The 26,390-nt window shown below is 46.3% G+C and carries 21 protein-coding genes and 3 pseudogenes; 15 read left to right on the forward strand and 9 right to left on the reverse strand.

From position 1 onward, the window contains the following. The 3 genes and pseudogenes from KEM39_RS11585 to KEM39_RS07905 form a co-directional block, all read left to right on the forward strand. Nucleotides 1–625: RHS repeat-associated core domain-containing protein (locus KEM39_RS11585; protein WP_249182661.1), on the forward strand; the 625-nt coding region annotated here is incomplete at its 5' end. Between the two features lie 3 nt (nt 626–628). After that, the gene (locus KEM39_RS07900) at nt 629–979 is read left to right on the forward strand and encodes a hypothetical protein (RefSeq protein WP_211709799.1); all 351 of its coding nucleotides are present in this window, start codon (nt 629–631) and stop codon (nt 977–979) included. Nucleotides 980–1,168: 189 nt separating this feature from the next. Further along, nucleotides 1,169–1,432: pseudogene (locus tag KEM39_RS07905) on the forward strand (RHS domain-containing protein); the annotation flags it as partial. Here KEM39_RS07905 and KEM39_RS07910 read toward each other — a convergent pair. Next, nucleotides 1,426–1,608, reverse strand: coding sequence for a hypothetical protein (locus KEM39_RS07910; RefSeq protein WP_196429116.1), 183 nt, complete (start codon nt 1,606–1,608; stop codon nt 1,426–1,428). The pseudogene KEM39_RS07905 and the gene KEM39_RS07910 overlap by 7 nt on opposite strands. Before the next feature lie 849 nt (nt 1,609–2,457). Between KEM39_RS07910 and KEM39_RS07915 the strand changes: the two genes are divergently transcribed. Continuing rightward, nucleotides 2,458–2,895 (forward strand): virulence-associated protein VapD, encoded by a 438-nt coding sequence (locus KEM39_RS07915; protein WP_013448817.1) that lies wholly within the window; start codon nt 2,458–2,460, stop codon nt 2,893–2,895. Here the strand turns inward: KEM39_RS07915 and KEM39_RS07920 are convergent. Further along, on the reverse strand, nt 2,876–3,514 hold the full coding sequence (locus KEM39_RS07920) for an IS607 family transposase (protein WP_196429109.1): 639 nt from the start codon (nt 3,512–3,514) through the stop codon (nt 2,876–2,878). The two genes, KEM39_RS07915 and KEM39_RS07920, sit on opposite strands and share 20 nt — an antisense overlap. 37 nt (nt 3,515–3,551) lie before the next feature. Here KEM39_RS07920 and KEM39_RS07925 point away from each other — a divergent pair, with 37 nt between their 5' ends. From KEM39_RS07925 to KEM39_RS07935, 4 genes are all read left to right on the forward strand, one after another. Continuing rightward, nucleotides 3,552–3,782 carry a hypothetical protein gene (locus KEM39_RS07925; protein WP_211709800.1) on the forward strand — a complete coding sequence of 77 codons (231 nt, stop codon included), beginning with the start codon at nt 3,552–3,554 and terminating at the stop codon, nt 3,780–3,782. Nucleotides 3,783–4,186: 404 nt separating this feature from the next. Continuing rightward, the gene (locus KEM39_RS07930) at nt 4,187–4,528 is read left to right on the forward strand and encodes a transposase (protein WP_249182662.1); all 342 of its coding nucleotides are present in this window, start codon (nt 4,187–4,189) and stop codon (nt 4,526–4,528) included. 19 nt (nt 4,529–4,547) lie between these two features. Then, on the forward strand, nt 4,548–4,808 hold the full coding sequence (locus KEM39_RS11590) for a hypothetical protein (protein ID WP_249182665.1): 261 nt from the start codon (nt 4,548–4,550) through the stop codon (nt 4,806–4,808). Nucleotides 4,809–5,352: 544 nt separating this feature from the next. After that, complete coding sequence (locus tag KEM39_RS07935) at nt 5,353–6,582, forward strand: ATP-binding protein (RefSeq protein ID WP_115118528.1); 1,230 nt, start codon at nt 5,353–5,355, stop codon at nt 6,580–6,582. A 23-nt stretch (nt 6,583–6,605) separates the two neighbouring features. Here the strand turns inward: KEM39_RS07935 and KEM39_RS07940 are convergent, their stop codons facing one another. Continuing rightward, nucleotides 6,606–8,018, reverse strand: coding sequence for a hypothetical protein (locus KEM39_RS07940; RefSeq protein ID WP_118796777.1), 1,413 nt, complete (start codon nt 8,016–8,018; stop codon nt 6,606–6,608). A gap of 209 nt (nt 8,019–8,227) precedes the next feature. On the opposite strand from KEM39_RS07940, the gene KEM39_RS07945 reads away from it, so the two are divergent. Next, on the forward strand, nt 8,228–9,382 hold the full coding sequence (locus KEM39_RS07945; RefSeq protein ID WP_211709801.1) for an AAA family ATPase: 1,155 nt from the start codon (nt 8,228–8,230) through the stop codon (nt 9,380–9,382). Between the two features lie 7 nt (nt 9,383–9,389). Here KEM39_RS07945 and KEM39_RS07950 read toward each other — a convergent pair whose 3' ends face one another. After that, entirely contained in the window at nt 9,390–9,665 is a 276-nt protein-coding gene (locus tag KEM39_RS07950) for a helix-turn-helix domain-containing protein (RefSeq protein WP_211709802.1), read from the reverse strand. A 136-nt stretch (nt 9,666–9,801) separates the two neighbouring features. On the opposite strand from KEM39_RS07950, the gene KEM39_RS07955 reads away from it, so the two are divergent. From KEM39_RS07955 to KEM39_RS07975, 5 genes and pseudogenes are all read left to right on the forward strand, one after another. Further along, nucleotides 9,802–10,152, forward strand: coding sequence for a hypothetical protein (locus KEM39_RS07955; protein WP_138251462.1), 351 nt, complete (start codon nt 9,802–9,804; stop codon nt 10,150–10,152). 49 nt (nt 10,153–10,201) lie between these two features. Beyond that, nucleotides 10,202–10,507, forward strand: a complete 306-nt coding sequence (locus tag KEM39_RS07960; protein ID WP_025458202.1) for a TM2 domain-containing protein — start codon at nt 10,202–10,204, stop codon at nt 10,505–10,507. A 107-nt stretch (nt 10,508–10,614) separates the two neighbouring features. Beyond that, nucleotides 10,615–11,262: a hypothetical protein gene (locus tag KEM39_RS07965; RefSeq protein WP_025458203.1), complete on the forward strand. Its 648-nt coding sequence runs from the start codon at nt 10,615–10,617 to the stop codon at nt 11,260–11,262. Between the two features lie 217 nt (nt 11,263–11,479). Next, on the forward strand, nt 11,480–14,731 hold the full coding sequence (locus KEM39_RS07970; protein WP_249182666.1) for a S8 family serine peptidase: 3,252 nt from the start codon (nt 11,480–11,482) through the stop codon (nt 14,729–14,731). An 89-nt stretch (nt 14,732–14,820) separates the two neighbouring features. Continuing rightward, nucleotides 14,821–15,186 (forward strand): annotated as a pseudogene (locus KEM39_RS07975) (hypothetical protein); the annotation flags it as partial. A gap of 119 nt (nt 15,187–15,305) precedes the next feature. Here the strand turns inward: KEM39_RS07975 and KEM39_RS07980 are convergent. The 5 genes and pseudogenes from KEM39_RS07980 to tnpA form a co-directional block, all read right to left on the reverse strand. Further along, entirely contained in the window at nt 15,306–15,677 is a 372-nt protein-coding gene (locus KEM39_RS07980) for a hypothetical protein (RefSeq protein ID WP_211709807.1), read from the reverse strand. Between the two features lie 38 nt (nt 15,678–15,715). Beyond that, nucleotides 15,716–16,180: a hypothetical protein gene (locus KEM39_RS07985; RefSeq protein WP_211709804.1), complete on the reverse strand. Its 465-nt coding sequence runs from the start codon at nt 16,178–16,180 to the stop codon at nt 15,716–15,718. A 2-nt stretch (nt 16,181–16,182) separates the two neighbouring features. Further along, nucleotides 16,183–18,543 carry a VENN motif pre-toxin domain-containing protein gene (locus tag KEM39_RS12045; protein ID WP_418030099.1) on the reverse strand — a complete coding sequence of 787 codons (2,361 nt, stop codon included), beginning with the start codon at nt 18,541–18,543 and terminating at the stop codon, nt 16,183–16,185. Between the two features lie 89 nt (nt 18,544–18,632). Continuing rightward, nucleotides 18,633–25,472: pseudogene (locus KEM39_RS07995) on the reverse strand (hemagglutinin repeat-containing protein); the annotation flags it as partial. A gap of 109 nt (nt 25,473–25,581) precedes the next feature. After that, the gene (tnpA, locus tag KEM39_RS08000; RefSeq protein ID WP_107820194.1) at nt 25,582–26,028 is read right to left on the reverse strand and encodes an IS200/IS605 family transposase; all 447 of its coding nucleotides are present in this window, start codon (nt 26,026–26,028) and stop codon (nt 25,582–25,584) included. A 13-nt stretch (nt 26,029–26,041) separates the two neighbouring features. On the opposite strand from tnpA, the gene KEM39_RS08005 reads away from it, so the two are divergent. Further along, a partial coding sequence (locus KEM39_RS08005) for an RNA-guided endonuclease TnpB family protein (RefSeq protein WP_211709805.1) occupies nt 26,042–26,390 on the forward strand: 349 nt, incomplete at its 3' end.

Below are 26,390 nucleotides of genomic sequence, written 5' to 3' on the forward strand. Positions count from 1 at the left end.
GCCGTTCAGACTGCAAAACCAATACTTTGATGAAGAGACCGGGCTGCATTACAACTTGATGCGCTATTACGAGCCTGATACTGGACGTTTCATTAACCAAGATCCGATTGGGTTGTTGGGTGGGGACAATCTGTATCAGTTTGCACCAAATATGCAGACTTGGGTTGACTCATTAGGATTAAGCGGGAAGTTAACAATTTATTCTGATACACATGATTTTGTAGGACATGCATTTATTGGATTAGAGAAAAATGGCAGAACCCAATATATAGGTCAATGGCCTGGAGGAGAAGGATTTAGATATAATTCAAAAGATATTACTAGTATTTTGGTTAGTGATATGGGAGGGACTATGAGTTTTAATGATACGAGGTATTTGGATAGTAAGTATTTGGTATCAAGGAGTTATGATTTGAATGATAATCAAGTGAAAAAGGTTGAGTCATATATAAGGGACTTTAATAATAAAAATACAGAAACTTCTGGATATAATTTACGAAATAGGCAGTGTGCAAGTTTTGCATATGGAGCAAGTCAAGCTGCTGATATTAAAGAAATGAAAATGTCTGGTTGGGTTACTCCTGCTTCGTTAGCTAAGAAAATTAATAAATTAAATGGTAAATAAATTATGAAATCTATTTTAAGTTCAATTTTATCTCTAATAGTATCCTCTTCTTCTAATTTACCTTATGTTTCACATTACTCTTATGATTTTCAACATGGCTGGTTAAATATAGTTGTATCAGAATATAATAGTCAAAAAACTTGCGGAGATATAGGTATAAGTAATAATGAGTTACAATATAAACTTTTTTGTGGGAAAGAAAATGGAAAAGGAATGATTCCGTTAAGTAAAATAAAATTCAAATATGAGAAAGGTATTTTTTCTGCTCAAAGTATTATAAGTGGAAAAATATTTTTTTCAGTTAAATGTACGCAAGAGCAATACAGATATATAGAAAAGTATCTTAAGAAATAAAACGGCAAAAAGACAATTAAATCCTGTACAAATATAGAATTTGTAATAATCTGAAGCAAGCCGTAGCCCGCACAAAACCTTCAAATTCTGATATTAGTTTCTGTTCAGTTTCCGCTTTTCAGACGGCCTCAATCCGTTCTTTGAGGCTGTCTGAAAAATTTGCTTTTTAACAACCTCATTACTTCTCAGGATCAAGGCCGCCTATTGCAGGAGTACACCTACAAAGGCAGCTACACCTATCTCTACACCGACCAAGACAGCTACGAACCCCTAGCCCAAGTCTTCCGTAACAACCGAGACGAAGCACAATACCTCGCCTATTTCCACAACGACCAAATCGGCATCCCGCGCGAGATGACCGACATCCGCGGCAATCTCTTATGGTACGGCGAATACACCGCCTGGGGTTGTCTGAAAAAGGACGGGCGGGTTTACAAGGATGCGCATCAGCCGTAGCGTTCCGGCTTCCCGAAATTCAAGAAAAAAGGCTTGAAAGAGAACTTTCGTTTTCCGCAGGTTGCAAACTGGAACAACAAAATAACCGCCTGTATTTCCCGAAAATCGGCTGGATTCGCTATCGCAACAGCCTCAATGTCGTCGGCAAAATTAAAAACGTAACCGTCAGCCAAAAGTGCGGTCGTTTTTTTGGTATTATGTAGCAGTTGCACAAAGACCAAAATTTAAACAAAACCCTAATACCTGTCTTCTAGAGTCGATATACTCCCTTGACGAAAAAAAATGATGATATTACGGATACCAAAACTAAGTTCGTATCTACCCCCTACTCTCCCTAAGCAAAGAGATGAAACAGCGTATCGGTTCCCTGCCGGTTGAATTTTCCGGAAAAACGCGACGTAACCAGCATCAACATATATAAGAACAGCACAAATAGCATCAATACATCAGGCAACGAAAAAAGTCAGAATAATGCACTTAATAGTGTTTGAATATCTGTTGTTTTATGCTGTTAGTATTGCTTCTTTCTGTGTTTACAGTTTAGCAGTTGTACAGTTTTACAGTAATGTTTAAACAATGACTGATTTATTTCTAAATGCAGATATTGTAGAGGATAAAAATGACCAAAGTCCTTTCAGTAACATTTTTGATTTTTTAGCGAGCCTTTTCATTTCCCAGGCGAGATCGGCAATGGCAGCGGTACTTGGGCCGCCGATATGCTTAAGTTCAGTAACCTTACGCCACCAAAACCCTTGCTAGCTAAGGGTTAAACAGCTCACTTGAAATCTACTTAAGTCTAATCTAAACTATCCAATATGGATAGATTTTTAAACATAGGGCAAGCAGCAAAATTATTGTAGCTGAAAGCACAATCACTCGCTGGTGGTCTCAAACACGTGCCGACTACCTCGCCGAAAACACTATCAGCCGCGATAAACTGTGGGAAAAGCTCGTTATCAGCCGCCGCACTTGGTACTATCGCGGGAAATCGATGCCGTCTGAAACGCAACAGGAGAAAAATAATGAGCCGTTACCTGATTACCTTTGACATGGATACCAACTGCCTGAAAGACAATTACCACGGAAATAGCTATAACAAAGCCTACTCCGATATTAAAACCATCTTGGCTAGACATGGATTTGAAAACATTCAGGGCAGTGTTTATCTAGGCCGTGAAGGCATCAGTGAAGCACACGGAACAATAGCCATTCAGGAACTGACCGCTCGGTTTGATTGGTTTTACTCCTGTATTTCAAACATTAAGTTTTACCGCCTTGAAAGCGATTTGAACGCACAATTTATCGCTGATGGTGTGTATCAAGCCAAACAGGCTTTCCTTCAACGTGTTGAACAACTTCGTATATCCCTAACAGAAGCTGGATTGTCAGATGAGCAAATCAATCAGGTTCTGGAAAAACAGAAATTTGAATTGGAAAGTCCTAACCTGAAATTAAATTAACCTCCTTTTGTTCACCGGCTTTTTTGACGTTCTCTAACAATTTTTGATTTTTGCGAGAACGTGAGCCGTACAATCTAGCAGAAAATACGGTAATAATTTCAAGCATATCTTTGGCTAAGTCTTCTTCAAAAGAAGTGTCTTCGCCCTGATTGATGATTACGATTTCAACTTGCTTGATTTCGCAAATGGAAAAGATTAATTCTGCACCAAAACGCAGTAATCGGTCTTTGTGGGTCAAAACCAAACGCCCGATGTTTCCGTCAATAATTTGATTTAAAAGACGTTTTAATCCTTTTTTGTGGTAGTTCATGCCTGAACCTAAATCGGCAATAATTTCATATTGCCAACCTTTACTAGCACAATAAAGTTCTAAAACTTGTTTTTGCCGTTCTAAATCATCTTTTTGGTCATGACTGGAAACGCGAGCGTAGGCAATCGTTTTGCGATTATCGGGCAATGCTGCCTGAAAGACGGGGTGCAGTTGGGAAAGCAAGTATCGGCGATGTCCGCCTGATGTGTAGGTTGGTTGAATTTTACTTGATTGTTCCCAACGGCGTAGGGTAATAATGGATACGCCAAGCATTTCTGCTGCTTGGCTAATTGTTAACAATCTACTCATTTTGAGTTTTTAGATTAGATTTGTATAGATTTCAAGATTGCTGTTTAAAACCCTGCCAGCTAATGGTTTCCGTAACTTAAGGTTACTGGATTTACGCACTAAGGTTACTGAACTTAAGCATATCGGCGGCCCAAGTACCGCTGCCATTGCCGATCTCGCCTGGGAAATGAAAAGGCTCGCTAAAAAATCAAAAATGTTACTGAAAGGACTTTGGTCATTTTTATCCTCTACAATATCTGCATTTAGAAATAAATCAGTCATTGTTTAAACATTACTGTAAAACTGTACAACTGCTAAACTGCAAACACAGAAAGAAGCAATACTAACAGCACAAAACAACAGATATCCAAACACTACTAAGTGCATTTTTCTGACTTTTTTCGTTGCGTGATGTATTGATGCTATTTGTGCTGTTCTTATATATATTGATGCTGATTACGTCGCTTTTTTTCGGAAAATTCAACCGGTAGGGGACCGATACACTGTTTCATCTCTTTGCTTAGGGAGAGTAGGGGGGGATATGACCTTAGTTTTAGTATCCGTAATATCATCATTTTTTTCGTCAAGGGAATATACACGGAGGATGATTCAAAACCGGCAGGCAAAAAAGACCGCTTCTGAACTGCACCCCAAAGTGAGACACCTTACCGACTTTAGGAGGTTCAGTTTTTTATGGCAAAATATTCAGATGAATTCCGACTTGCCGTCGTCCAATACTATTTGGCAGGGAACGGTAGCACAAGAACAGCAGACCATTTTTCTATTTCCGATTCATTGGTACGCAGATGGGTGACAAGATACAGATTACACGGTGAGAGCGGCATCAAACGCAGAAAGCATACGACAAAATATTCGGTCGAATACAAACTTGAGGCAATCCGCCCGGTGACGGGGCAGGGAATGTACCAAAAAGCTGCCGCAGACCAACTGAATCTGCCCGACTGCTCCATCTTGCTGCAATGGTTGCGCCTCTACCGTTTGAATGGTATTAACGGTTTAAAGCCCAAACCCTAAACCCAAAGGAAGAAAGCCCGTGAAAAAACAGCATCCGCCGCAAACAAAAAAGCCGACTACCTGTTCAGTACAGAATTCACTCCCTGAAAGCCGCTTGATTAAACTGTCCAACTTTTTGGGATCAGTTGATATCGATTCCACCAATGGTCGTCAGGGTTGCAGTTGGGGGTCGGGGATACCGATGCTGCTTGGGAAGGACGGGACTGAATATCTCTGGCTGGGTGTAGTAGATTATGGGAAGAATTTTGGGTTCCTTGTACCGTTTCCAAGACTACATTGATGTCGACATGGGTCGAACGCAGTATCCGTTGCTGTTCTGTTGCGTGTGCTTGAAGCAGGGAGGCTTGTGTGCCGTACTCCATAAGCTCATCCCGTGGCGCCATCTGAACCACGTCAAAAACGCTCTGTAGCTGCGAAAGAGCATGTTCTGGTTTCAGCAGTTGTACAGACGTGCCTTTGTCGGTCAGCTTGCCTAACTGAAAAGAGCGGTTCTTTGTTAATCGGGTTATGTATCGGTAAGCGTCACCATCATCAGCTACTTCCTGTTATTCTCGCTGATTGCTCAATGCTGTTCACTCTTTACGTAACTTTTGTACCGCTAGAGAATCTACCGTTTCATGCAGCCCGGTCTCCATTGTTGATGACCTGCCCAACAGCCAAAATGAGCGGCGCATCACGCCCGAGAACCATGTCTGCCTGTATAACGAGGAGTGTACGGCTGTTTCGCAGTGCAACCACGGCATCATCACCACGCAAATCAAGAAGTATTGCGCAAAAATCCAGTTTAACCTAAGATTCAATCTTAAATTAAACTGGATTTTGTTATGTATTACCCACGTCACCTGCAATCCGTTCTGCAAAAGCTGTCCGCCCAATTTCCCGCCGTGTTGCTGACCGGTGCGCGGCAAGTCGGCAAATCCACGCTGCTTCAGCACATTGCGCCCGAATACGGATATCTTACCTTAGACGATCCCTTGCTGCTCGACCAAGCCAAAAACGAGCCGCAACTGTTTTTATTGAACCACACGCCGCCGCTGATTGTGGACGAAGTCCAATACGCCTCCGAGCTGTTCCCCCTGCTGAAAATGGATATAGACCGGCGCAGGCAGAACGGCCTGTATCTGCTGTCCGGTTCGCAGGCTTTTGAGTTGATGCAAAATGTCAGCGAAAGCCTGGCTGGGCGTATTGCGGTATTGAAATTAAACGGATTGTCGTGGCGCGAAATGCGCGGCGATGATTTTCAGGCGGCCTTCGTACCGGACGAAGGCTATTTGGCTGACCGGAAACCCGTATTCAGGCTACCTGAACACGAGAATATCTGGCAGATTATCCACCGCGGCGATATGCCGCGCTTATACGAGCAGCCCGAGACCGACTGGCAGGTTTACTATGCCTCGTATGTCGCCACCTATATCGAACGCGACGTGCGCCAATTGGTCAATGTAGGCAGCAGCGGCGATTTCACACGGTTTATGATTGCTATTGCCGCACGCAGCGGGGAGTTATTGAATTACAGCAGCGTGGCCCAGGAAATCGGCGTATCGGTGGATACCGTCAAGCGTTGGCTCACCGTGCTGCAAACATCGGGCATCGTCTATCTGCTGCAACCCTACGGCAACAACCACCTCAAACGCGCCATCAAAACCCCGAAAGTCTATATGTTGAACACCGGCCTGATGGCCTACCTGACCAAATGGCTGACACCGGAAACCATTCAAAACGGAGCCAAGAGCGGACAGTTTTTTGAAACCTTCGTGGTGGGCGAAATCATCAAATCCTTCCACAACCAAGGCCAAGAACCGCCGATTTATTTTTACCGCGACACCAATCAAAAAGAAATCGACCTACTAATCGAACATCGGCAGATGCTGTATCCCGTTGAAATCAAAGCCACCGCCAATCCCAATAAAAAAATGGCCGCTGCTTTCAACCTGCTGCGCAACACGCTGCCGGCAAACGAATTGGGCATCGCCCACGGCACGATTATCAACCAGTACCCGCAAAAAATCTGGTTGGCGGAGAATTTGGTTGCCGTGCCTGCGGCCTGTGTTTGAGGCTGCCTGAAACTATTTTCGAGCTAACGCTTTATCTTTCTTTTTACGACACCCTCGGCGGAAACTTCCTCATTTTCTGTTGTTGAGCCGATGAAATAATCTTGGTCGTAGTGGTAAAACAGTTCGTCCAAAATACGTATCGGGTTGGTCATGCGGTCATCTCGCAGGTGTAACAGATCCCGTTCGCGCAGAACGTACAGCTCATGCCCTTTGGCCATGCGGAAATATTGCCATAAACTCATTACCTGCAAAGGTGGTAGGTCATCATCTGCGATATCACTGACATACAGCCCATACAGCTGCAACAGGGTGGTCAAGGCCATCATCGCTTTATTATTGTCCGAACCGGAATATTGCCGCCATTTTGCCAGCTTGGCTTTGGCAACTCGCGGAATGACGCGCACATACTCGATGTTTTTTTCGGGGTGTGCGGTGGTTTTGGGAGCCAGTTCTTCAGGCAAACCGGATCCGGGTAACACCGTCTGCCACGTTTCGCCCCAAACCGGTTTTTGTTTCGCCTGCGCGTATTCTTCCAGCCGGATATAGATGTCTATAGCCATGCGGACGGCTTCTTCAAACGAATAATCCCAAGCCCGGCCATCAGTTTGCACGGCTATGCCCGCAGCGGGATCGTATTGCCGTAGTCGTTCGGTTGCTTCCAGTTGGTAGGCACTTGCCCACATGTTTACCACGCGGTACAAGGTTAGGGGCAGCCGTAAGGCCAAATCTTCCCATTCTTCAGTTTCTGAAGCTGTATTTTCAGGTAGCGCGACCGGATAAAACACGGCGGGGAAAAAACGACCCCCGTATGCAGGCTGGCTGAAAACAACTTGCGGCCTGTTGCCCAAACGTAATTCGATCTTACCCAGCTGTGATTCTGGTGCTGCCAGAATCTTGAAAGCGTCTGCTATTTCCTGTCCATCAAGATCGTAGAACACGAAGCCGGCATGCTGCAAAAATAACACGATCGCAAAATTGATAAACACACTGGAACTGACATTGTAGCCGCTCATACGCCGCCAGCAGGTTAATGCCGCCCCCACTTCCTGCTTCAAGTTTCCATTGGGAAAACGGCAGGTAAAACGGAAACTGTTCCAGCCGTTAATGATGGGGGCATCTATAAAATTAAATGTGTTGTCATAAAATTGGTACTGTTCAGCCGTTTTGGCGATGGCAGCCTCCACGGCCCAGGTGACGCAGTCGTTCATAGTGATGACCAAGCCATCTGGATTGTATACGCCAAGCAGATCGGCCGCCTTCTGCAGGCAGACCCTCGGGATCTCGTTTAACAGGATCTGCTCACTCCACTCTTCCGTCATGGTGGCAGCCGCCTTCTCGGCCTTCGCTGCCTTGCGCATCTTTCGGGCAGACCAAGCTGCCAAATGCGCTGAGTCAAATACAACTGATTCTTTCTCTGATTCTTTTTGTTCAATCATTTTCTAAGAGTCATCTACGGATAACAGAACTGATTCTACTGTAAGTATCTGTACTAAACAAAATCATCTAGTAGGATTTGTAGAATCCCGCCAATAACACTCATAAATTAAACTTGAAAAGCATTAATTGACAAACTACAGCATTTTTGATATTTTCTCATTAGGTAATTCTTAGATAAACTTTTTTACAAATTATTCAAGGAGCCACCATGGCCTTCTCTAACGATATCCGGGTTGATGCCATTGTAGCCACCCATGAAGAAACACAGGCAATGTTTGCACCAGTTGAATCGAATACATTGAATCATCATGGTTCTGATGGTTCTAGTCGGAGCAACCGCCGAGGAATCGAAGATCAGCCAGCTGATACCTTTCCAACAATCTGCTTGGTGGATGAGGAGCAACAACCGTCTCTGCGGCAGTTGATCACGCGATGTGGCCAACAAAAAGAGGGCTATACCCATAAAGTCATGTTGCAAAAATTGATGAATCCCAAGAAGTTGGTTTTATTTAAAAATATTGAGTATGCACTGGAGAAATTGGATTCGTTGGCACAGAAAATGCCGAATTTCAAAGAAGTGATTCTGGATGTGCAGGCACAAGTCGTGCTGCAGGAAAGGATAGGGCAAGCCTTGGTCTGCCAGCCGATGATATTGGTTGGCAATCCGGGAACGGGCAAAAGTCATTTTGTTAGCGAGTTGGCTGTGGCTTTGGGTTTGCCCCTCTTCGAGAAATCGTTTGAAAACGTGACCACCGGTGCGGCCTTAAGCGGGACAAGCAACAAATGGGTCAACGGCGCACCAGGTGCGGTGGTGCAGAGAATGTCGGATAGCGATACCGCCAATTTCCTATTTTTTATTGATGAAATCGAAAAAGCTGTGAAAGACGAGCGCTATCCTTCCCCATTAAATGTACTGCACTCGCTGTGGGAATCGGAAACTGCCCGAAAATTTCACGATGATTTCCTAGAACTGCCGATTAATACTGCTTATATCAACTGGATCGCGGCGGCAAACAGTTTGAACCGCATTCCGGCCAGTATCCTGTCTCGGGCAACCGTTTATCACATCGCGTTGCCGACAACGGAACAAATGCACCGGATGATTGATAGTTTTTATGCCTCCTACCGTGCTGAATACCGGATGGAACATTGCACCCCGGCTAAATTGAATGACGAAGTGGTTCGTGCTTTGGCAAAGGAGTCGCCACGTGATGCCAAAAAAAGGCTGGGCCTGGCTCTAGCTCGGGCGTTTTTGGCGAATAGTCAATATGCCGAAATTAAGTTACATCATCTGCCGTTGCTATATGGCAATGTGTCACAGACAGAGGATGAATGCGTATCCATTACCGGGCTGCTACATTAAGGAGGTGCTACATCATCATAGGCGGGTGTTGCTTTTCCAGTTTGGCACAGAACTCTTCCAGTACAAGGCTGGGGTTCAGCTCCAGTGCTTGGCAGTATCTCACAAACTCGGTAATGTCTAAGCGCCGCTCACCCGTTTCAACCTTCCCGATAAACGACAAAATGACCCCCATGCGTTCTGCCAACATTTTTTGGGTTAAATTCAGCTCCAAACGGCGGCCGACTAAGGTTTGCCGCAGCCATGCCATTTCGGGGGAATAAAGGGAGGGACGCATTCTTTTCATAGGAAAATCATAGTGTATTGCTTAATATTCCCCAATTTGGGATAATAGGATATTGCAGGTTGTTAACCTATATCTTTGAACTTGAGCCTACCCTTCAGGCTATCTGATAACTGTGTGATTTTTTACAGGAGAACATTTGATGAAGAAGTCAATATACCTATTACCTTTAGTGAGCTTGTTGACCGCATGCGGTGGCGAGCCGAGCAATAGCGACATTAAAGGAGTGCTGGCGGAAACCTTGGCACAGATGAATCATTATTCGACGGGAAATCCGATGGCGGGCGAAATGTTGGAAAAGATACAAAGCAACCTGTCTGTCAGCAAAGCGGGAAGCTGTGTGAAGGACGATACAGAAGGGAAGCGCTTTGAGTGCCCGATCAGCTACGAAGTCGGCGAATATGAAATCAACGGGATGAAAGTACCTGCCTATACCGGTTCGACTACCATTGTGCTGGTTCGCACCGATTCAGGCTGGACAGCACATTAAACACTGCCATCTGTTTTTTCTTTTTAACTTTCCCATAAGGAGCATGGTCATGACGACTGAAAACCAAAACAATGCCTCCATCACAAATACATCTAGTGCCGGTAATGGCATCAGCAAACGCTTGGTGGCGGCCTTGTTGGCCATATTTTTGGGTTGCTTGGGCGCACATAAGTTTTATTTGGGTATCAATAAGGTAGGTTTGATCTATCTACTGGTCAGCATACTGGGATCTTTTTTGTTAATCCCAATACTCGTGATCAGCGTGTTAAGCCTGATTGACGGCATCAAATACCTGATGTGTAGCGATGAAGAGTTTGAGCGTGTGTATGTACAGGGCAAAAAGGCTTGGTTTTAATCCTTAACCCTTAATCCAACGTTTAGGCTGCCTGAAAATCATCAGGTAGTCTAAACACCGGTTACTATTTCTTTTAACTCACTTTTTCTTCGAAAAGGGAAGCAAGGATGAAAAAATTAGTTTGTATTGCCATGTTGACTGTATCATTAGTCGCTTGCTCTAAAAAGGATGCTAATAATAGCAATTTTCAGGAAGCTATCCAGAAAGGCTTTGATGAAGGTAGGGCAAACCACAGCGCAGGAATGTGTTTAAGCATCAATACAAATGGAAGCATGCGACTAGGTATTATTTTTGATGAGGACAGCCAAAAGATTTCTATTAGCGACGCTTCTTCTGATGATGTTACCCAAGAACGTATTGACACTTTAACTGATGCTGGTTTGATTGACCCGGAATCTAATGATGGACATACCTTTAAGGTAAGTGAAATGGGGAAACCATTTTTGCGCAATGTCCTCGACAATAGATTTCCAGCTTTTTGTACAGGTAGATACACCATCAAGGTTGAATCATTCAGCGAGCCAGTCAACGATGGCAAACGCACGTATTCAGAGGTTGCCTACACTGCGACGCTCGTTGATCAAGCTCCGTGGTTAAATAATCAAAAAGTTCAAAAAGCTATGTCATCTAGGGTAATGGAACCGCATTATGCTACTGTTTATCTAACCGATAATGGTTGGGTTATGGAAGATAATAGCGATACTGCTGGTATGAAAACAAGTATTCTACCAGAACCGAGCTTATACATGTATTGATGCAGAAAAGTTTTAGAAATCAACAGTATTGTTTACACTTTCAGCTTTTTCTTGAACAGTCGATTCAGCAGATATTTGATATTATCAAGGATATCAATCAGCACGAAAAAATCTCTGTGTTTTTGATAATGGCGGAAAAGTGTAAACAATACGACGTTTTCCAATATGTGTAGCCTTTATGCAATGCAACAAACCAAGAAATACGGAGTTGCTAATAATGAACAAGCTGATTTTGAATACTAAATTAAAAACCGTCGCAGCCGTCTGTGCAACGATATTCCTGACTGCCTGTGGCGGCGGTGGCGGCGGTGGTGGCGGAAGTTCTCCCGACTGGAGCAGTACGCCTACCGCGCCCGGGTTTTCCAATACCGGCGGTGCCGATATCCCCGACACTCCCGAACCGGACAAGCCGGGCTTCGGCAACAACTGCAAAGGCTACCCCCTCTGCGTGGCAGACCATCTCAAACCGGACAGTACGGAAAATGCACCGGCACCGAATTTGAACATCAATCCTGTTGCAGGTGAACTCCCCCCTGTTTTAAACGGATATCCCGAAGCTAATCCGCATCTGGATTTTAACGACCTGACCCGGTACAAAAACGCGATTAACCTGAAAACCGCACACGATCTCGGCTACAAAGGTAAAGGCGCGGTTGTCGGTGTGGTTGATGACGATATATCCGATTATGCCGAACTGTTCGGCAGCGCGACCCGCATCAGCTACGGGTGCAGCGGCCACCAGGCCGGAATCTCGGAACTGGACAGGCTTGCCTGCCCGGGCATAGTATCCGACGGTACGGAAGACATGAATATCGATCCGGCGTATCTCACCGTCAAAGTCCGCCCGTTTGATGTGTATGACAACGCGAAACTCAATCGTGTGTTCCGTGATTTCGAAAACCCGACTTTCCAGCACGGCGCTCCCCACTCGGGTACGTTGAACCATATGGATATAGTCAGCTATCTGCTTGCCGGACGTGCCGTGCCCGGCTACGGCACGGGCGGCGTGGCACCGGAAGCCAAACTGGTCGGCTATGACGTGCGGGACAAATTCGATGAAAAAAACATCATCGAAGGCTGGCAATATGCCATCAGTAAAGGCGCGAAAATCATCAATAACAGCTATGGTGTATCGAATGTTCGCAATGACGACGAGTACAGCTATAGTCCACCGAATGTTAGCGATCTCGAACACGTTGCCCAGTTTAATATGACTGCCGATTCACCAAGCTTTCGCAAGATGGACGAACATATCCGCAAAGACGGCACGCTGTTTGTCTTGTCGGCAGGAAACGATGGGCTGACTTACGGCAGTTATGAAGGACTCCTTCCATACGCCTATCCGAAAGCGCAAAAAGGTCTTATCGTAGCCGCTGGGGTAGAGAGCGACGGTACGATTGCCCGTGATTCGAACCGCTGCGGCCTGATGGCGCAATGGTGTCTGTCCGCACCCTTTCGAGCGGGTGTCTTGTTTAAAGGCCGTCAATACGTGGACGTCTTGGACAAAAATATGGTTATCCGAGGCTCGAACGACGAACCACATGTCAGTTTTAGCGGTGGAACGTCGCTGTCCGCTCCCCTTGTCAGCGGAACGGCGGCGCTGGTGTTGGGCCGTTATCCGTGGATGTCCAACGACAACCTGCGTACCACCATCCTGACTACCGCGCAGGACATAGGCGCCAAAGGCGTGGACAGCGTGTACGGCTGGGGATTGCTCAATGCCGGTAAAGCAGTCAAAGGCCCCGCTCAGTTCGCCTTCGGTATGTTTGATGCGAATGTGACGGGCGAGGACACCGTGTCTTTCTTTGAAAACGACATCAGCGGCAATGGCGGATTGAACAAAACCGGCGACGGCCGCCTCATCCTTGACGGTGAAAACACCTACACGGGCGTGACCAATGTAATGGGCGGCATGCTCTCCGTCAACAAAAGCATTACTTCGGACGTATATAGCGGAAGCAAGTTCCATTTGAACGATAATGCCAGAGTGAAAGGCAATGTACAGGTTGATGTCAACGGCTTCCTCTTTGGCGGCAACAACAGCACCATCGACGGCAATCTGACCTTTACTCAAAACGGCAATCTGTTTGTTCAGTTGGGCGATGTCCTCAATGTGACCGGCAAAACCGAGTTTGGCGACACCGGCGGTATCTGGCTGGGCGGCGTAAGCAAATACTACGCCCGTCCGAACGAACGCCTGATTACCTTCCTGCGTTCAGAGGGCGGCATTAGCGCAAAAGACGGACAGGTTCAGCGCGTCTATGCCGACGGCGAAATGGTTTCCCGCGACAAAGTCGGCTCTGCCACCGGCAAAGACCTGTACTACAGTCTGCGCCGCAACAATGTCAATACCGTTGCCATGACGGTTAAAGAACGCCTCGATCCCGTACTCGCCCATAATGTTGTACAGGGCGGACGCAACCTCGAAAACCTGATGGAGGAAGCCGACAAACTGAGCGACAAAGAATTGGCAACCGGTTCTTACGCGCAGACAGGCAGGTTGCTCATCCGTGCCCAAAGCGAACGCACGGACGGAACCGCAACCATGTTGGAACAGTTGGCCGCCGGGATTCACGCCAACAGCACCAATGTCTTTGCGGAGACTCAAAGCCGCCGCCTGAAATCGACAGCCGACAAACTTGACCGACCGCTTAAAACCGGCGAAACAGATGTCTTTGCCGAAACCAAACGCGACACCGGCGACTGGAAAAGCGGGGCGGCGTCCGGCGGTCTGACCGACTTCCGCCAAACCCTGGGTGTCAAATACCAGGCGGGCGAACAAACCACACTTGCCGCCGCGTTTGACGCCGGTCAAACCAAATGGGACGAGAACACCCGTGGTAGCGCAGCCGTCAACAGCTTCGGTCTGAATGCCGGTGTCCGTCACAATCTGGACAACATGACTTTTGTCAAAGCCCTGTTGGGTTACAGCGGCTACAAGAACAAAACCGCCCGCCTGAACGGTGTCGATATCCGCGCCGAAGGTGAAGCAGAAGGTTCACTGACACAGGCAGCCCTATTATCCGGTTTCCGCCTCCCCGTTTTCGGCAGCGGCCTGCTGGAGACCGAAATAGGTGCCCGTTTGGATATACTCAGACAAAAGGCGTTTGAAGAAAAAGGCGGTGCGCTGGCATGGAAAGCCGATAAACTCTCCGAAACCACCCCCGTCGGACTGCTCAACGTCCGCCTGACACAACCGCTGAACGACAAAACCGCCCTCTTCGGTTTTGCAGGTGTCGAACATGACTTCAAAAAACGCGATTACGCCCTGACGGGGATGTTTAAAGGTGCGAATCAGGCTCGTGGCAAAACCGGTGCATGGGATATGCCGCAAACCCGTTGGAATGCAGGTCTCGGTATCCGCGCAGAATTGGGCAGAGGTTGGAGCGCCTTCGGCAACTACGAGCACACAGGCAGCAGTCGCTATAAAAGCAACAGCCTGAAAGCCGGTGTCGGATACAGGTTCTGACCGTCAAAAAAAACGCCATGTTTGAAACGTGGCGTTTTTTTTCGGCAGCCGTATAGCACGACAAACGGTGTTATAAATACGGAATTTGCTACCTGTTTTGGCGGGACAGCAGCATCGGTTCCGCCCAAAGCCTGATAGACGGACAAGCCGCTGTGTTTCTGCACGATTGGAACGCATTCTGCCGTCTGTTTGTCCGTACCGGTAAACCCCGCGGCCACACAGGCAACCAAGCGGAAGACGGCCAATACAGCTATTTCGGCATGCCGATTGTGTATACGCCAGAACAGGATAATACTCCAGTCATATCGGAAGCCGACATCGCCAAACTACCGTTTTACACCTATTGGCACACCGCCTGCACTTCCGATGTACACCGGTTAGCAGGCGGCACACGCGTTGTACCCCTTGCCGATTGGGAAGCCTTCTGCCAACAGTTGGTATTGACCGGCAGATAGGGCGGGTAAATGGTAAACAGTGCTAGTGGTTTCTGCATTTTTAGTTATTCATTGGATGCTAACATATAAATCAATATCTAAACTTACACTTCTTGACATTTTTAAATCTCCTATAACTTTTAATATTCAAAATATTTAATACCTTTTTTGTTCAGAAATTCTTTAACATGTTTGGGGATTGGTGTATTTGAATGTAATTCATATGTTGCTCCATTTTTTGTTGCAATTTTCAATCTATCACCCATATCTGACTTAAATTTTTCGAATTTTTGAGGTGTAGAAGTGTGATCTCTCCAGAAATTACCAGATTTGGCTTCATACCAACGATTGATTGTAATAACACCACCAAACTCTCTTTGCCTCGGCAGCATAAGGCGCAGCGGCATTGACTGCGCTTTGTAACCCGCTAGCTCGGTAACGTTAAATAAAGTCCGTCTGAAACGTTTTTCTGTTTTCAGACGGCCTCTTAGCTCAAACCTTGAGAACTGCATACGTGCGTTCCGCACATTCTACGTATTGAGTTTAGGTTTCATATGGGCCACGGCTTGCTTTCCAAATATGCTTTTATTTCATACATTAGATTATTTATATTAGGGGAAACTACATTTCCTGTTTTTCCTATTACAAATAGACAATTATATTTTATTGCCCAATCAATGGTTTTCTGAATAAATTTAGTATAATCAAATCTTAAATCAAGTTCACACTCTATATCATCTGGCCAAACGGTAAGACTATTACCAAAATTATCACAAAACATGATTGCGTCTTTATCCCAAGACTCTTTCAATTTAAGCTGTTTTTTTGCTTCATTTATTATTGATAATAATATAACATCATTATCGATAAAGTAATTTTCAAAACTTTTATTCTCATTAAAATTCTGAAAACCATTAGATCGATACTCATCAAGTATGATATCTTTATTTGCATTAAATTTATTTCTGATAGCGGCTGATGGGATAAGGTAGTACCGATAATTCCAAATTGCCATTTTTATTTACTCCTATAACGAGGTCTCTTAACATTACCTGATTCATTCAAGACATCAGTAGGATTTTTCCAACTAGTATTAGGAACAGGAAAGTCAACTTTTTTAAATTTTAATTCATGTATCCTGCCAAGGTATTCTGCAGCAAAAACCCTATTATTTCCTCTTACGATATATGCTTTTCCATTTATTTCAACGTACTCCACAACTGGATTTGTGAAGCCATTCTCTTTAACTGATTTCACAAGCCTACTAAAAGCCTTGTCATTCATGCTATCGGTAAATTTTCCCATTCCATCTGTAAAATTAATTTCATCGGCAGATTTTAGTTTATTAATTTCCCTCTCTAGTTGAGTATGTTGGCTAAAGTTACTGTTTTTATTACCGTTCCTTATTTCTTGAACATTTTTCTCCACCTGCTCACGAGTTGTCAAATTATTAAGCTTCCTATCAACCTCCCATCTCGGTTTCGCATCAAACACAGGCTTAGCCTTAGGTATACCGCCCCCCGATTTACCCACACTGAACAAATCTATAGAGAACTGAACATATTCCGCAGCCTGCTCCGACAACCCCAACTGCTTCAAGGTCTGGACCGTAATCGTCGGTCGTTGCTCGCTGGCTTTTTTTCCGAAGTTCTTCGCCCCAGTAATGACATGATCGTAGGAAGACGTTACACCAACCAAAGCGGCGGCACAGCCTAAGCCGAAAGTCTCGGCACAAGATCCGCCTCCGGCTACGCCTGAAAGAACAACACCCAAACTGCCCGAAACGATTTCAGCCCCGGGTGAGATGTAGCGGTGCAGGATACTTTTGTCTTCCCTATCCAGCTTTTCGTACTCAGCCTTCAAATAAGAGGCTACTAAATCAGGATGTTGATTTAGGTAATATAAGGATTCTTTTTTTAAGTCCTTAAACCTACTGTCAAAGCGTTTGTCTTGGGTAAATTCGATAATGCGTCCTATATTTTGACGACATTCGGTAATTCTTCCTGTGGAACTGCATTCATGCTTGACTTGCTCTTTTATGACAGAATAAATTTTACGAGCTGTCTGCTTGTCCTTCTTTAAGGCTTCCGATGTCAGATAGAGGTTGTTTTCCACCGCATTCTGCCCGACCGTCCCTCCGGTTTGCGCCTCTGCCGGCGTGCCGCCTATGGCCGCTCCCGTCAGCGATGCAATCACCCCGCTCTTCGATTTGATTTCTTCTTTGATATGTTCCGGCAGCAGGTTGGCATTGAACTCGCCTGTTTGCGGATCGATTGCGGTTTTACCATCGTTATACCGTTGGGCAAGATGTTCCGCTGCCTTTTCAGCTGCAACTGCAGCCGAGCCGCCGGCAGCAAAATTAACACCGTTGACGCGGGCGATAGCTGCTCCTAAAAGGAAATGTCCGACGGCTTGGGCGGTTTCGTTTTTGTTTTCACCGTGGCCAAATGTTCTGCCTATTGCTTCGGAGGCATAAGGCGCAGCGGCATTGACTGCGCTTTGTAACCCGCTTTGACCACCAAGTAGACCGGTCGCGAGGGTGATGCCGGCATTAAGGGCACGGCTGTGTTTACCTCCCACCCCCCAATTTTGGGCTTCGGCATTGGCTTTGCGATAGGTTTCTGAGTAGTTGATTAGAATTTTTTGCCGTTCGGTTTCGTCCAGTTTGGCGTAGGCTTCATAGCTACCGTCATTTTGGGCTTTCAGACGGCCTTCGAACTCCGATTCGGCTTTGGCTTTATTTTCTGCAGCGGTTTTTTGGCGGTTGCTGCTGAAAGTGTGCGCAGCGGTTACTATATCGGAAGTTGCTTTAGCTATAATCTGTTGCTTTTCAGTAATCTTGGCTAAATCGGGCAGAGCCGCAACAGCACGGTGTGCGTTACTGCTGTCACTATTGATACCCAGTTCTTGCGTAGTGGTCTCTTTGCCGCCGATGTTCAGACGGCCTTCGCTCAGGGTAGCATAGGTGGTGCTGTTGTCGCCGCCTTTTTCATATTGCGGCAAGCCAGGGTTGAAGTCGGTACCATTTTTGCCTGCAGAGCGTGCAAATGCTTTACCTAAGTTTGTTTGACGGAAGTCGGCGTTGTCGGAGGTTTCAGAGGGGCTGTCGCTACCGTAACTACCGCTCAAGCTGACATTGGATGCGCTATAACTGCTTTGGTTTTGAATATTTTCAAAAGTAAGACGTTTGGCAGTTAATTCATTTTGCTCCTTCGGCGCGGTAGAGGTAATGGCTCCGCCTTTTAGGTGGATGCTGTCGGCCTCGATGTGGTAGCCGCCTTCTCCTGCAAAAAGTCCGGATTGGATAGCCGCACTGTTACTGCTGCCTGAAGCTTTGCTTTGGTTGAAGTTGCCCGAAGCCTCCCAGGCGGTGCCCAAGGAAACTTGTACACGTACGCCGGCGCCGGTTTGTTGTCCTGTTCGGTATGGTCTTGAACACTTTCGATGTTCAGACGGCCTTTTACATCGGCATCAATGCGGCTGGCAGTGGCTGTAGCCCCTTTGAGAGTGGTATCACCTTTGCTTGCCAATTCGATTTTTTTAGCTTGGAGGGTCGTGTGATCGTGTGTTTGGGCAAGATAATGGTTTTTACCTTTGCTGCCACCCACTTCGCCATAAGCATAAACACCGGTTTGCGCGCCTACGGAGACGCCTACACCCACTGATGCACCAAGGCTGCTATTTTTTCCATCGGCGGATTGGGAAGATTGGCCAGATTCGAGTATCAAATCTTTGGCTGAATCTAAGCGGAGGGTTTCAGCCGCTTGTGCTTGGGTGTTTTGAAGGTGGATGTTACCTTCGGTAGAACGGATATTGAGGTTACCACCGGCATTCAAAACATTGGCTTGGCTATGGTTTTGGCTTTGGTCTTGGCTGCTGTTGGCAGTTTTAAAGCCGAAACCTACTTCTGCTTTGGCTAATGCACCGCCGCTGGTAGCGGTATTGTAGGTAGAATAAGCTTGTGCACCTGCAGCCAGTGTTTGCAGCGCCTGCGTGCGGTCGTCTGCTTTACTCTTCACCGCGCCTTCGGCAGCGTTTACCAGGTCGATCAGTGGAGAAGATACCTTGGCAAAGGTGCCAATTTTAACGTCGCGCTCGGATTGGTGGCTGTTGTTGCGATTGTGGTCAGCCAGAATCTCAACGCTTTTTGCTGTAATATTGATGTCTTTGGCGGCCACCACATTGGCAACCTGTTGGGTATAGTTGCCACCAGCCTGTATATTGACGTTGCCGCCCAAGCTCCCAACTTGAGATTTAATCTGTTCAACTTGATTACTGTTACTATCTTTCCGGTTTTTCATCCACCCGGCAAAGTGTTCGGTATCGGAAATTACCGCAGTGCCGATGCCGCTGGTGATTTGACGTTCTGATTGGGTTTGATTGTTTTGGCTGGAACGGATATTGATATTGCGGCCGGCAGACAAGGTAACATCATCTTCCGCGGCAATGCTGCTACCGAAGATATTGATATCCGCTTTTTTCGCTTGCAATGTGGCGATGCCACCCGCGGACAATTGTGTGCCGGTAGCTTTATCGAGATTGCCTTGTGCATTGCTACGGTCATTAAACGTCCCCGCCAGAATCAATTCTCGGTTATCTATGCTGAAACCGCTGCGCTTACGGGAACCGTGTTGATCGGCGGTGTTGCGGGCAACATCCAACGTTATACTTTCTGTTGCCGAAAGCAGGATATCGCGTTCGGCAGTCAGTTTTGTCCCTTCACTTCTGATACTGCCGCCGTCGGCAACAATGTTTAGGTTGCCTTGCGCAGAAACGGCCGTTACCACTGCTTGCGTATCTTCTTGATGACGATTTTCCGTAGTTTTTTGGCGACCACCGTTGATGACGATAGGAGTAAAAGCTGCTGTGGATGCCTTTGCTCCGGCATCAGCACGTTGCAAGGTCTTACCCACTATACGATTGCTGTAGCCACTGCCTTGCATATTGCGTTTGTAATTAGCTTTGGCAGCATCAATGGGATTCAGGGTTATGCCCATGGATAGACCTGATTGTTTTTGTTCGATATGGTTGTTGTTATTTGTTTCCGTGTATCCTGCATTTAAAGCAACATCACGTCCCTGTAGGTGCATATCGCCACCTGATGCCAGTATCGCAGCTTTGGTGTTTAGGGTTCGTTCGGCAATAACAACGGTATCACCTTGTTTACTACCGACTTGGGAGGTTGTCAGGGTGGTTGCAGTTTGGTCTTGGTTGGATTTTGTGGAAGCTTTAGTGTATCCGACACTTAAAACACCGTCGCGGAAGCCTCCGCTCAGACCCGATTTTTTATATTCGTGTGTTTCAGCATCAAAATAGCGATTAGAAGCTGCTTCTAGCTGGATGTCCCTACTTGCTTTTAAGACAGTGCCCTTATCAGAAATAAGGTTGCTGCCGCGTACATTGATATCCTGCCCGGCTGCAACAATCATTTTGCCGCCGCCGATGTTGCTGCCGACTGCTTCATCATGACTAAAGCGGTAGCGGTCGTGTGTTTTGGTACTGGAAAGGATGCCTTTGCTTTTCCCGCTTACAGCGGCGTCCAATTCGGTTATTTGGCGTCCTTCGCTGATAGTGACATCACGTCCTGCGGCAAGGACGGTTTTGCCTTCTTCGGCCTCTAGTTCGCCTTGGCGGATTTTTAAGTCGTTACCGGCTCTAAGCAGTGCGCCGTTTTGCGTGCGGATACTGCTGCCGACTTCGGTACTTTGGCGGACATGGCGATGGTTCTCGTCATCTAATGCACCATAGGCTTCGCGATGTTCGGTATGAATGGTGCCGAGGTTGAGATTATTGCCGGCGGTAATTTGGGTAGTGCCGCCTTTAACTTGGTTAGAGACGGTGGCCGCATTGAGGTTAATATCGTTGCCGGCATGCAGGGATAGGATGCCGTCTGAAGCTCTGTTATCTACTTGCTCAGTATAGCTTCCGACCACGTTAATGCCGGCCATACGATCGATGGCGGTATTGCCGTTACGTTCATTACCGGAAGTTTGGGTTGTACCGTTAAGGTTGATATTTTGCGCTTGGGCAGTCAGCAGTCTGCCTGCTTGTACCTGCCCGCCGTCGATATTGATACTTTTTTCAGCTTTTAAACCGATTTGATCGGCTTGAATGTTACCGTTGCTGTTAATATTCCGTGCCTGGATGAGTACAGCCTGTCGCCCCGCAATGGTACCGCTGTTAGTCAGGTTGTCGTTTTGCAGTTTAAGTAAGACTTGTTCGGCACTAATCAGGCCACCGGAGGTATTAAGATCACCTTTGCGCGCCAGGGCATAGACTTTAGGAACCAGTACGGTTTGAGTCGAACCGTCAGACAGGGTGACGGTTTGATTTTCCATCCAAACGATATCTGAAGTTAAGCGGGCAACTTGCTCTGAACTCAAGGCGATACCCGGGTGAGACCGAATGTTTTGGCAGCAGTAAGGCCGTTGTCCATCAGAGCTTTGAATTGTTCTTCATCACTCCTGTAGCCGTCGAGTCGGCGGTAGCCTGTTAACTGATGGATTTGTTCATTAACAAGTTTTTGTTCGTAGTAGCCGTCGCCTAGCCGTTTGTGTAGATGATTGGTGTCCAATTTCAGTTGTTGCAACATGTAGTCGCTGCCCAACCAGCGGCGGTAGTCTGTAAATTGAGGATCGGTTTCAACCAACCAGCCTTTATTGTCAGGATGGGTGGTATAGAGGCTGCTGTTAGGCAGAGTAACAGTAGCATTATTTAACGAGACCACATTACCGGTATGGATGCGCTGACCATTGACGGCTGCTGTGGATACTCCGTCAATCAGTTTGATTGCAGATGCAGCGGGTTGAAAGGAAGGGGAGGCGGCATTCTGTTGGATGACGGATACAGGCGTGTCGAAGTCGTGGGTAAATAGTTGGGTATCATGGTAAGGAGTATGGTTTCTTTCAGTACGGCGTTGTCTTTTTCTACCGCTGTACCATCCTTTTTTTGTAACTGAATCCCACTGTGTGCCGACAGCATCTGTGCGACCTTTGCCTGTTGTACTTTGATTGGTAATTTCTTTCTGGTTTAAATCATCAGTGATAATACGCCCGCCTACTACAATCCGGCTGTCTTTGTTCAGCCAATTTTGACCTGAGGCAGTCAAATTACCGCCCACAGTAATGTGTGCCGGCCGGTTTTCGATGATGCGTTCTTTATAAGTCTCGATGTGGTAGTCTCGGACATGCCATTGGTTGGCCTCAATACGAGAACCATTTTTTAAATGGAACGTAGCAGTAGTTTGGTCTTTTTGTCCTTGCGAGTTGTCGAATAAACCGTCTTTTCCTGCCTGATAGTAGGCATTTTGCCCCAGTACGGTGTAGTCACGAACTTGCTTTTCTGCTTTGGCTAAGTATGTCTCTGTTTTAAAGTGATTATTGATGTTCTGCATATTCCGAACAGACATCAATGCATCACCTTGTACTTCCAAACCGGCACTGCCATTAACAAAGGTATCGGCCATGCCTGCCGCATGATGTTGTTCATCCAGTCGATTACCTACGGCAAAAATACCTTCGCTGGATAGTAGGGCACCTTCTTGGTTATGAATCTCTTTCGCTCCAATATCCAAACGTTTCCTTGCAGCTATTGCCCCCGCTTTGGTACTGCCTTCCGTCGTTTCTTCCCGGTTAAGCAGTATTTGCGCGTCTAGGGCAATATGGTTGCCATAGATTTTGCCTGTCCCTGTGTTGGTCAGGGTTTGACCTGCACCGATGTGGGTCAAACCGTCGCTGTTGATCAAGCCCCTGTTGTCAACATGCTGTTCGGATGTGATGTCCGCTTGTTCTCCGCCAATAATTTTGCCTGTAACTTGGTTATCTATATTGCCGGCATTGAGTTTGAGCGTATGGCCTGCTTGTAGGGTATGGGTATTTTTCAGACGGCCTTTTATGCTTAGATTTAATTGTTTGCCTGCAGTGAGGTCGCGCTCTACGACGAAATCGTCCGCCAAAGCAATATCCAGTTTGTTACCGGCTGTTAATGTGCCATTGTTGGTGAGTGATTTGGCTTGTAGCGATACATTACCGGCAGATTGGAATCGTGCCGTCCGCATTGTTTAACGCCAAAGTGTTTTGATTTTTATCGTGAATAGACAACTGCCAGTTGGTGGCAATTTCACCATGTTGGTTGTATAGGCCGTCTGAAACAGCTAATTGTGCTTGGTTTGCAGATAGGAGTTTGCCGTTTTGGTTGTCTACATTTCGACTATTGATAGTCAGTTGTTCGGTAGCAGTAATATGGCCGCTTTGGTTAGTCAGTTGCTGACTTTGGATGTTAACCGTTTCAGCCTCTATACGTCCGTGCGTATTATCTAGAGTCTGACCTTCGGTATTCAGTCGTGCAACAGAAACTTTTCCTGTATTGCGAAGATTGTTCTTGGTGGTAACGGTTCCACTATCGGCAAGAATGTTACCTGCATTATGTAAACCGGCGGTATCAAGCTGTAAATGTGCAGCTCAAATATTGCCTTTTTTATCATTGCTCAAGCGGCCCGAATGAATGAGTGTCAGATTGTTGGCGGCAATTTCTCCGGCATTATGCAGTTCACGGTTGTCAATCTTGCCGGTTTGAGTTAATAAGTGACCGCTGTTTCTAGCAGTTTGGGTGTTAACAGCCAGATCGTGTGCCTGGAGTTTGCCTTTTACCGTATTGTTAAATGAATCGCCTGATACTCGTAGTTTAGCCGCATTCAGACTACCCGAATTTTCCAAACCGTTTTGGGCGGCAATGTCAATTTGCCCAACTGCATTGATTGATCCTGTATTGTCAAATGCTCCTGTTGTTTGAATGCGTCCTACGGCGTAGTTTTTTGCAGGTGCTGTAGGTGAAACGGGATTGTTTGAACCAGGCTTAGATGCCGAGACAGTGCTGCTGCCTGAACCTGTTGCAGTACTCGGAATCTGTGGTATGACTGATGGATTGGGATTCAAACCGGTCTGTGGAACGTCACTTACACCAATCTTGCCACTGTTATCGAATTTGCCGGCAGATACCAAATCCAATGCTTGTGAACCTGTTTGAGTAATATTACCTGTGTTATCCAAACCACCTGTTGACATATCTAAGCGGGCAGCCTGGATCGTACCGTTGTTTTGGTTTTTCAGACGGCCTAAATTACGGACAGTCAATTGACCTGAGGATAAGACCGTACCTGAATTGTCCAGCGTCTGGCTGTGAATATTGGCATCATCCTGTGAGGCAACCGTACCGCTATTATGAACATTGCGGGCATGAAGTGAAACCGCATGATTTTCTCCCGTCGCTGCAATCATGCCTGTATTGACCAGTTTACCCTCAGCATTCACTGCCACATTGCCGGCTGAGGCAAACCATTGCCCCTGATTGCGCACGGATGCATCACGATCAGTGCTGATCAGGGTGATCTTACCGGCATACATACCGCCCAATGCCCCTGTATCGATGGCATACAGTGAGTTGTCGGAATTTATATTCGTAGCAGGGGAGTGTGAAGATTGGATAGAGCCATCAGCTGAAACATCATTTTTCCCTGCCGACACACGCACATCTTTACCCCACACAGGCCCATCAATCTTAACCGCATGGCTCAATATCTGCGTGAAATCGGTATCACGGGCATCCAAACCTTGTCCCGTGATCGCAACATGACCCGAACGAACCTGAAAGCCTGTTAATGCGCCTGCTTGATATTGCGGTTGGCCTGTCGTCAAAGTGGCACGGGAAGCATTGATAAAACCACCACCATTGACTGCAATCCCTGCCGGATTGGCAATAACGACTTCCGCACGTCGTCCGCCCACTTCAATATAGCCATTCAGTTGTGAAGAATGGCTGCTGTTGATTTGGTTTACAACCACACGTGCTTCGCCCCTTGCCAACCAAGGATTGCCTTGAATCCAACCGCCTAGCTGTGTTTGGGTGTTGCTGCGGCTGTTGTTTAAAATCGCCCCGCGATTACCCACATCAAACTGGGCATATTGATTAACAGAAACCCCTGCCGAAGTAGGGGTTTGAATATTGACTTGCGGTATGCCGTTACCTGTTTGCAGGATGGTAGGCTGTTGCTGTGCAGGTGCGGATTTGTCGGCAACGATACCTTGGGCATTAGCAGAAGAAGAAGTCAGGATAAGGGCAGAACCGAGCAGTAATGAAAGGGAGAATGAGATAACAGAGATAGAATGGATAAAACCCGCAATATCATTTGGCAAAATACCTACAGCTTGGGTGTCGGCTGTGTTTTTGCCCTCGCGTTTGGCATTTTCAGCAACGGCTATCATGCAGTTTCGATGTTTGTTAAATACAACTTTGTACAGAGTGCGGTTCATAGTAAGGGCTTTCTTAATAATATTTTTATCCGAATGCGCCGTAAAACTTCGCCGTTCACGGCGGAGATATCAGGCACGGACTGCAAAGCAGTCCTAAAAACGTTGAATTTCAGTCAGGCGTATTTTGCTGCTCAATATATTGTCGAATAATGGAAATAGATGCACCACCACAACTACCTGCAAAATAAGACGGCGACCACAACGCACCACCCCAAAGTTTCTCACGAATACCGGGATAATTTTTTTGCCTAATCATACGACTAGATACACCTTTCAAGCTGTTCACGAGTTTTGAAATAGATACTTTGGGTGGATAGTTTACAAGCAAATGAACATGGTCATTTTCACCGTCAAATTCCACTAGTTGTGCCTCAAAATCGGTGCAAACGCTTTCAAAAATTTGTCGCATATCGTCTAAAATTTCTTTTGTGAACACTTTTCGGCGGTATTTTGCGACAAAGACTAAATGAACATGTAAGTTAAAAACAACGTGTCTACCACGTCTTAAATCAGTTTCTTTTCCATAGACCAAGTGTAGAATAATCAAAAATTCCATTATCTACGAAACCATGCAAATACTCAAAGCGTTCAAATTTGAATTGATGCCAAACGGCGCACAAATCCGCAGACTTAAGCAGTTTTGCGGTTGTTCCCGTTTTGTATTCAATCGCGCTTTGGCGTATCGAAATGAACAGTACGAAGCAGATAAATCATTCAAATTCAGTTACAACAAAATCGCGAATTTGTTGCCTGAATGGAAACGTGAATTAACTTGGCTAAAAGATTGCCACAGTCAGGTTTTGCAGCAAGCTTTGAAAGATTTAGAAAGCTCATTCAAAAACTTCTTCGCCAAACGTTCGGACTTTCCAAAATTCAAACGCAAGGGCGAAAAAGACAGTTTCAGATTTCCGCAAGGCT

Source organism: Neisseria sp. Marseille-Q1983, from assembly GCF_018224585.1.
Classification (GTDB): domain Bacteria; phylum Pseudomonadota; class Gammaproteobacteria; order Burkholderiales; family Neisseriaceae; genus Neisseria; species Neisseria polysaccharea.

Bases quoted from the DNA above. Each gene is read 5' to 3' on its own strand.
- KEM39_RS07935 (WP_115118528.1), top strand. From the start codon at position 5,353: ATGTATTACCCACGTCACCTGCAATCCGTTCTGCAAAAGCTGTCCGCC.
- tnpA (WP_107820194.1), bottom strand. From the start codon at position 26,028: ATGGAATTTTTGATTATTCTACACTTGGTCTATGGAAAAGAAACTGAT.
- KEM39_RS07940 (WP_118796777.1), bottom strand. From the start codon at position 8,018: ATGATTGAACAAAAAGAATCAGAGAAAGAATCAGTTGTATTTGACTCA.
- KEM39_RS07950 (WP_211709802.1), bottom strand. From the start codon at position 9,665: ATGAAAAGAATGCGTCCCTCCCTTTATTCCCCCGAAATGGCATGGCTG.
- KEM39_RS07915 (WP_013448817.1), top strand. From the start codon at position 2,458: ATGAGCCGTTACCTGATTACCTTTGACATGGATACCAACTGCCTGAAA.
- KEM39_RS07960 (WP_025458202.1), top strand. From the start codon at position 10,202: ATGACGACTGAAAACCAAAACAATGCCTCCATCACAAATACATCTAGT.
- KEM39_RS07970 (WP_249182666.1), top strand. From the start codon at position 11,480: ATGAACAAGCTGATTTTGAATACTAAATTAAAAACCGTCGCAGCCGTC.
- KEM39_RS07945 (WP_211709801.1), top strand. From the start codon at position 8,228: ATGGCCTTCTCTAACGATATCCGGGTTGATGCCATTGTAGCCACCCAT.
- KEM39_RS07965 (WP_025458203.1), top strand. From the start codon at position 10,615: ATGAAAAAATTAGTTTGTATTGCCATGTTGACTGTATCATTAGTCGCT.
- KEM39_RS07930 (WP_249182662.1), top strand. From the start codon at position 4,187: ATGGCAAAATATTCAGATGAATTCCGACTTGCCGTCGTCCAATACTAT.
- KEM39_RS07980 (WP_211709807.1), bottom strand. From the start codon at position 15,677: ATGCAGTTCTCAAGGTTTGAGCTAAGAGGCCGTCTGAAAACAGAAAAA.
- KEM39_RS07900 (WP_211709799.1), top strand. From the start codon at position 629: ATGAAATCTATTTTAAGTTCAATTTTATCTCTAATAGTATCCTCTTCT.
- KEM39_RS07920 (WP_196429109.1), bottom strand. From the start codon at position 3,514: ATGAGTAGATTGTTAACAATTAGCCAAGCAGCAGAAATGCTTGGCGTA.
- KEM39_RS07985 (WP_211709804.1), bottom strand. From the start codon at position 16,180: ATGGCAATTTGGAATTATCGGTACTACCTTATCCCATCAGCCGCTATC.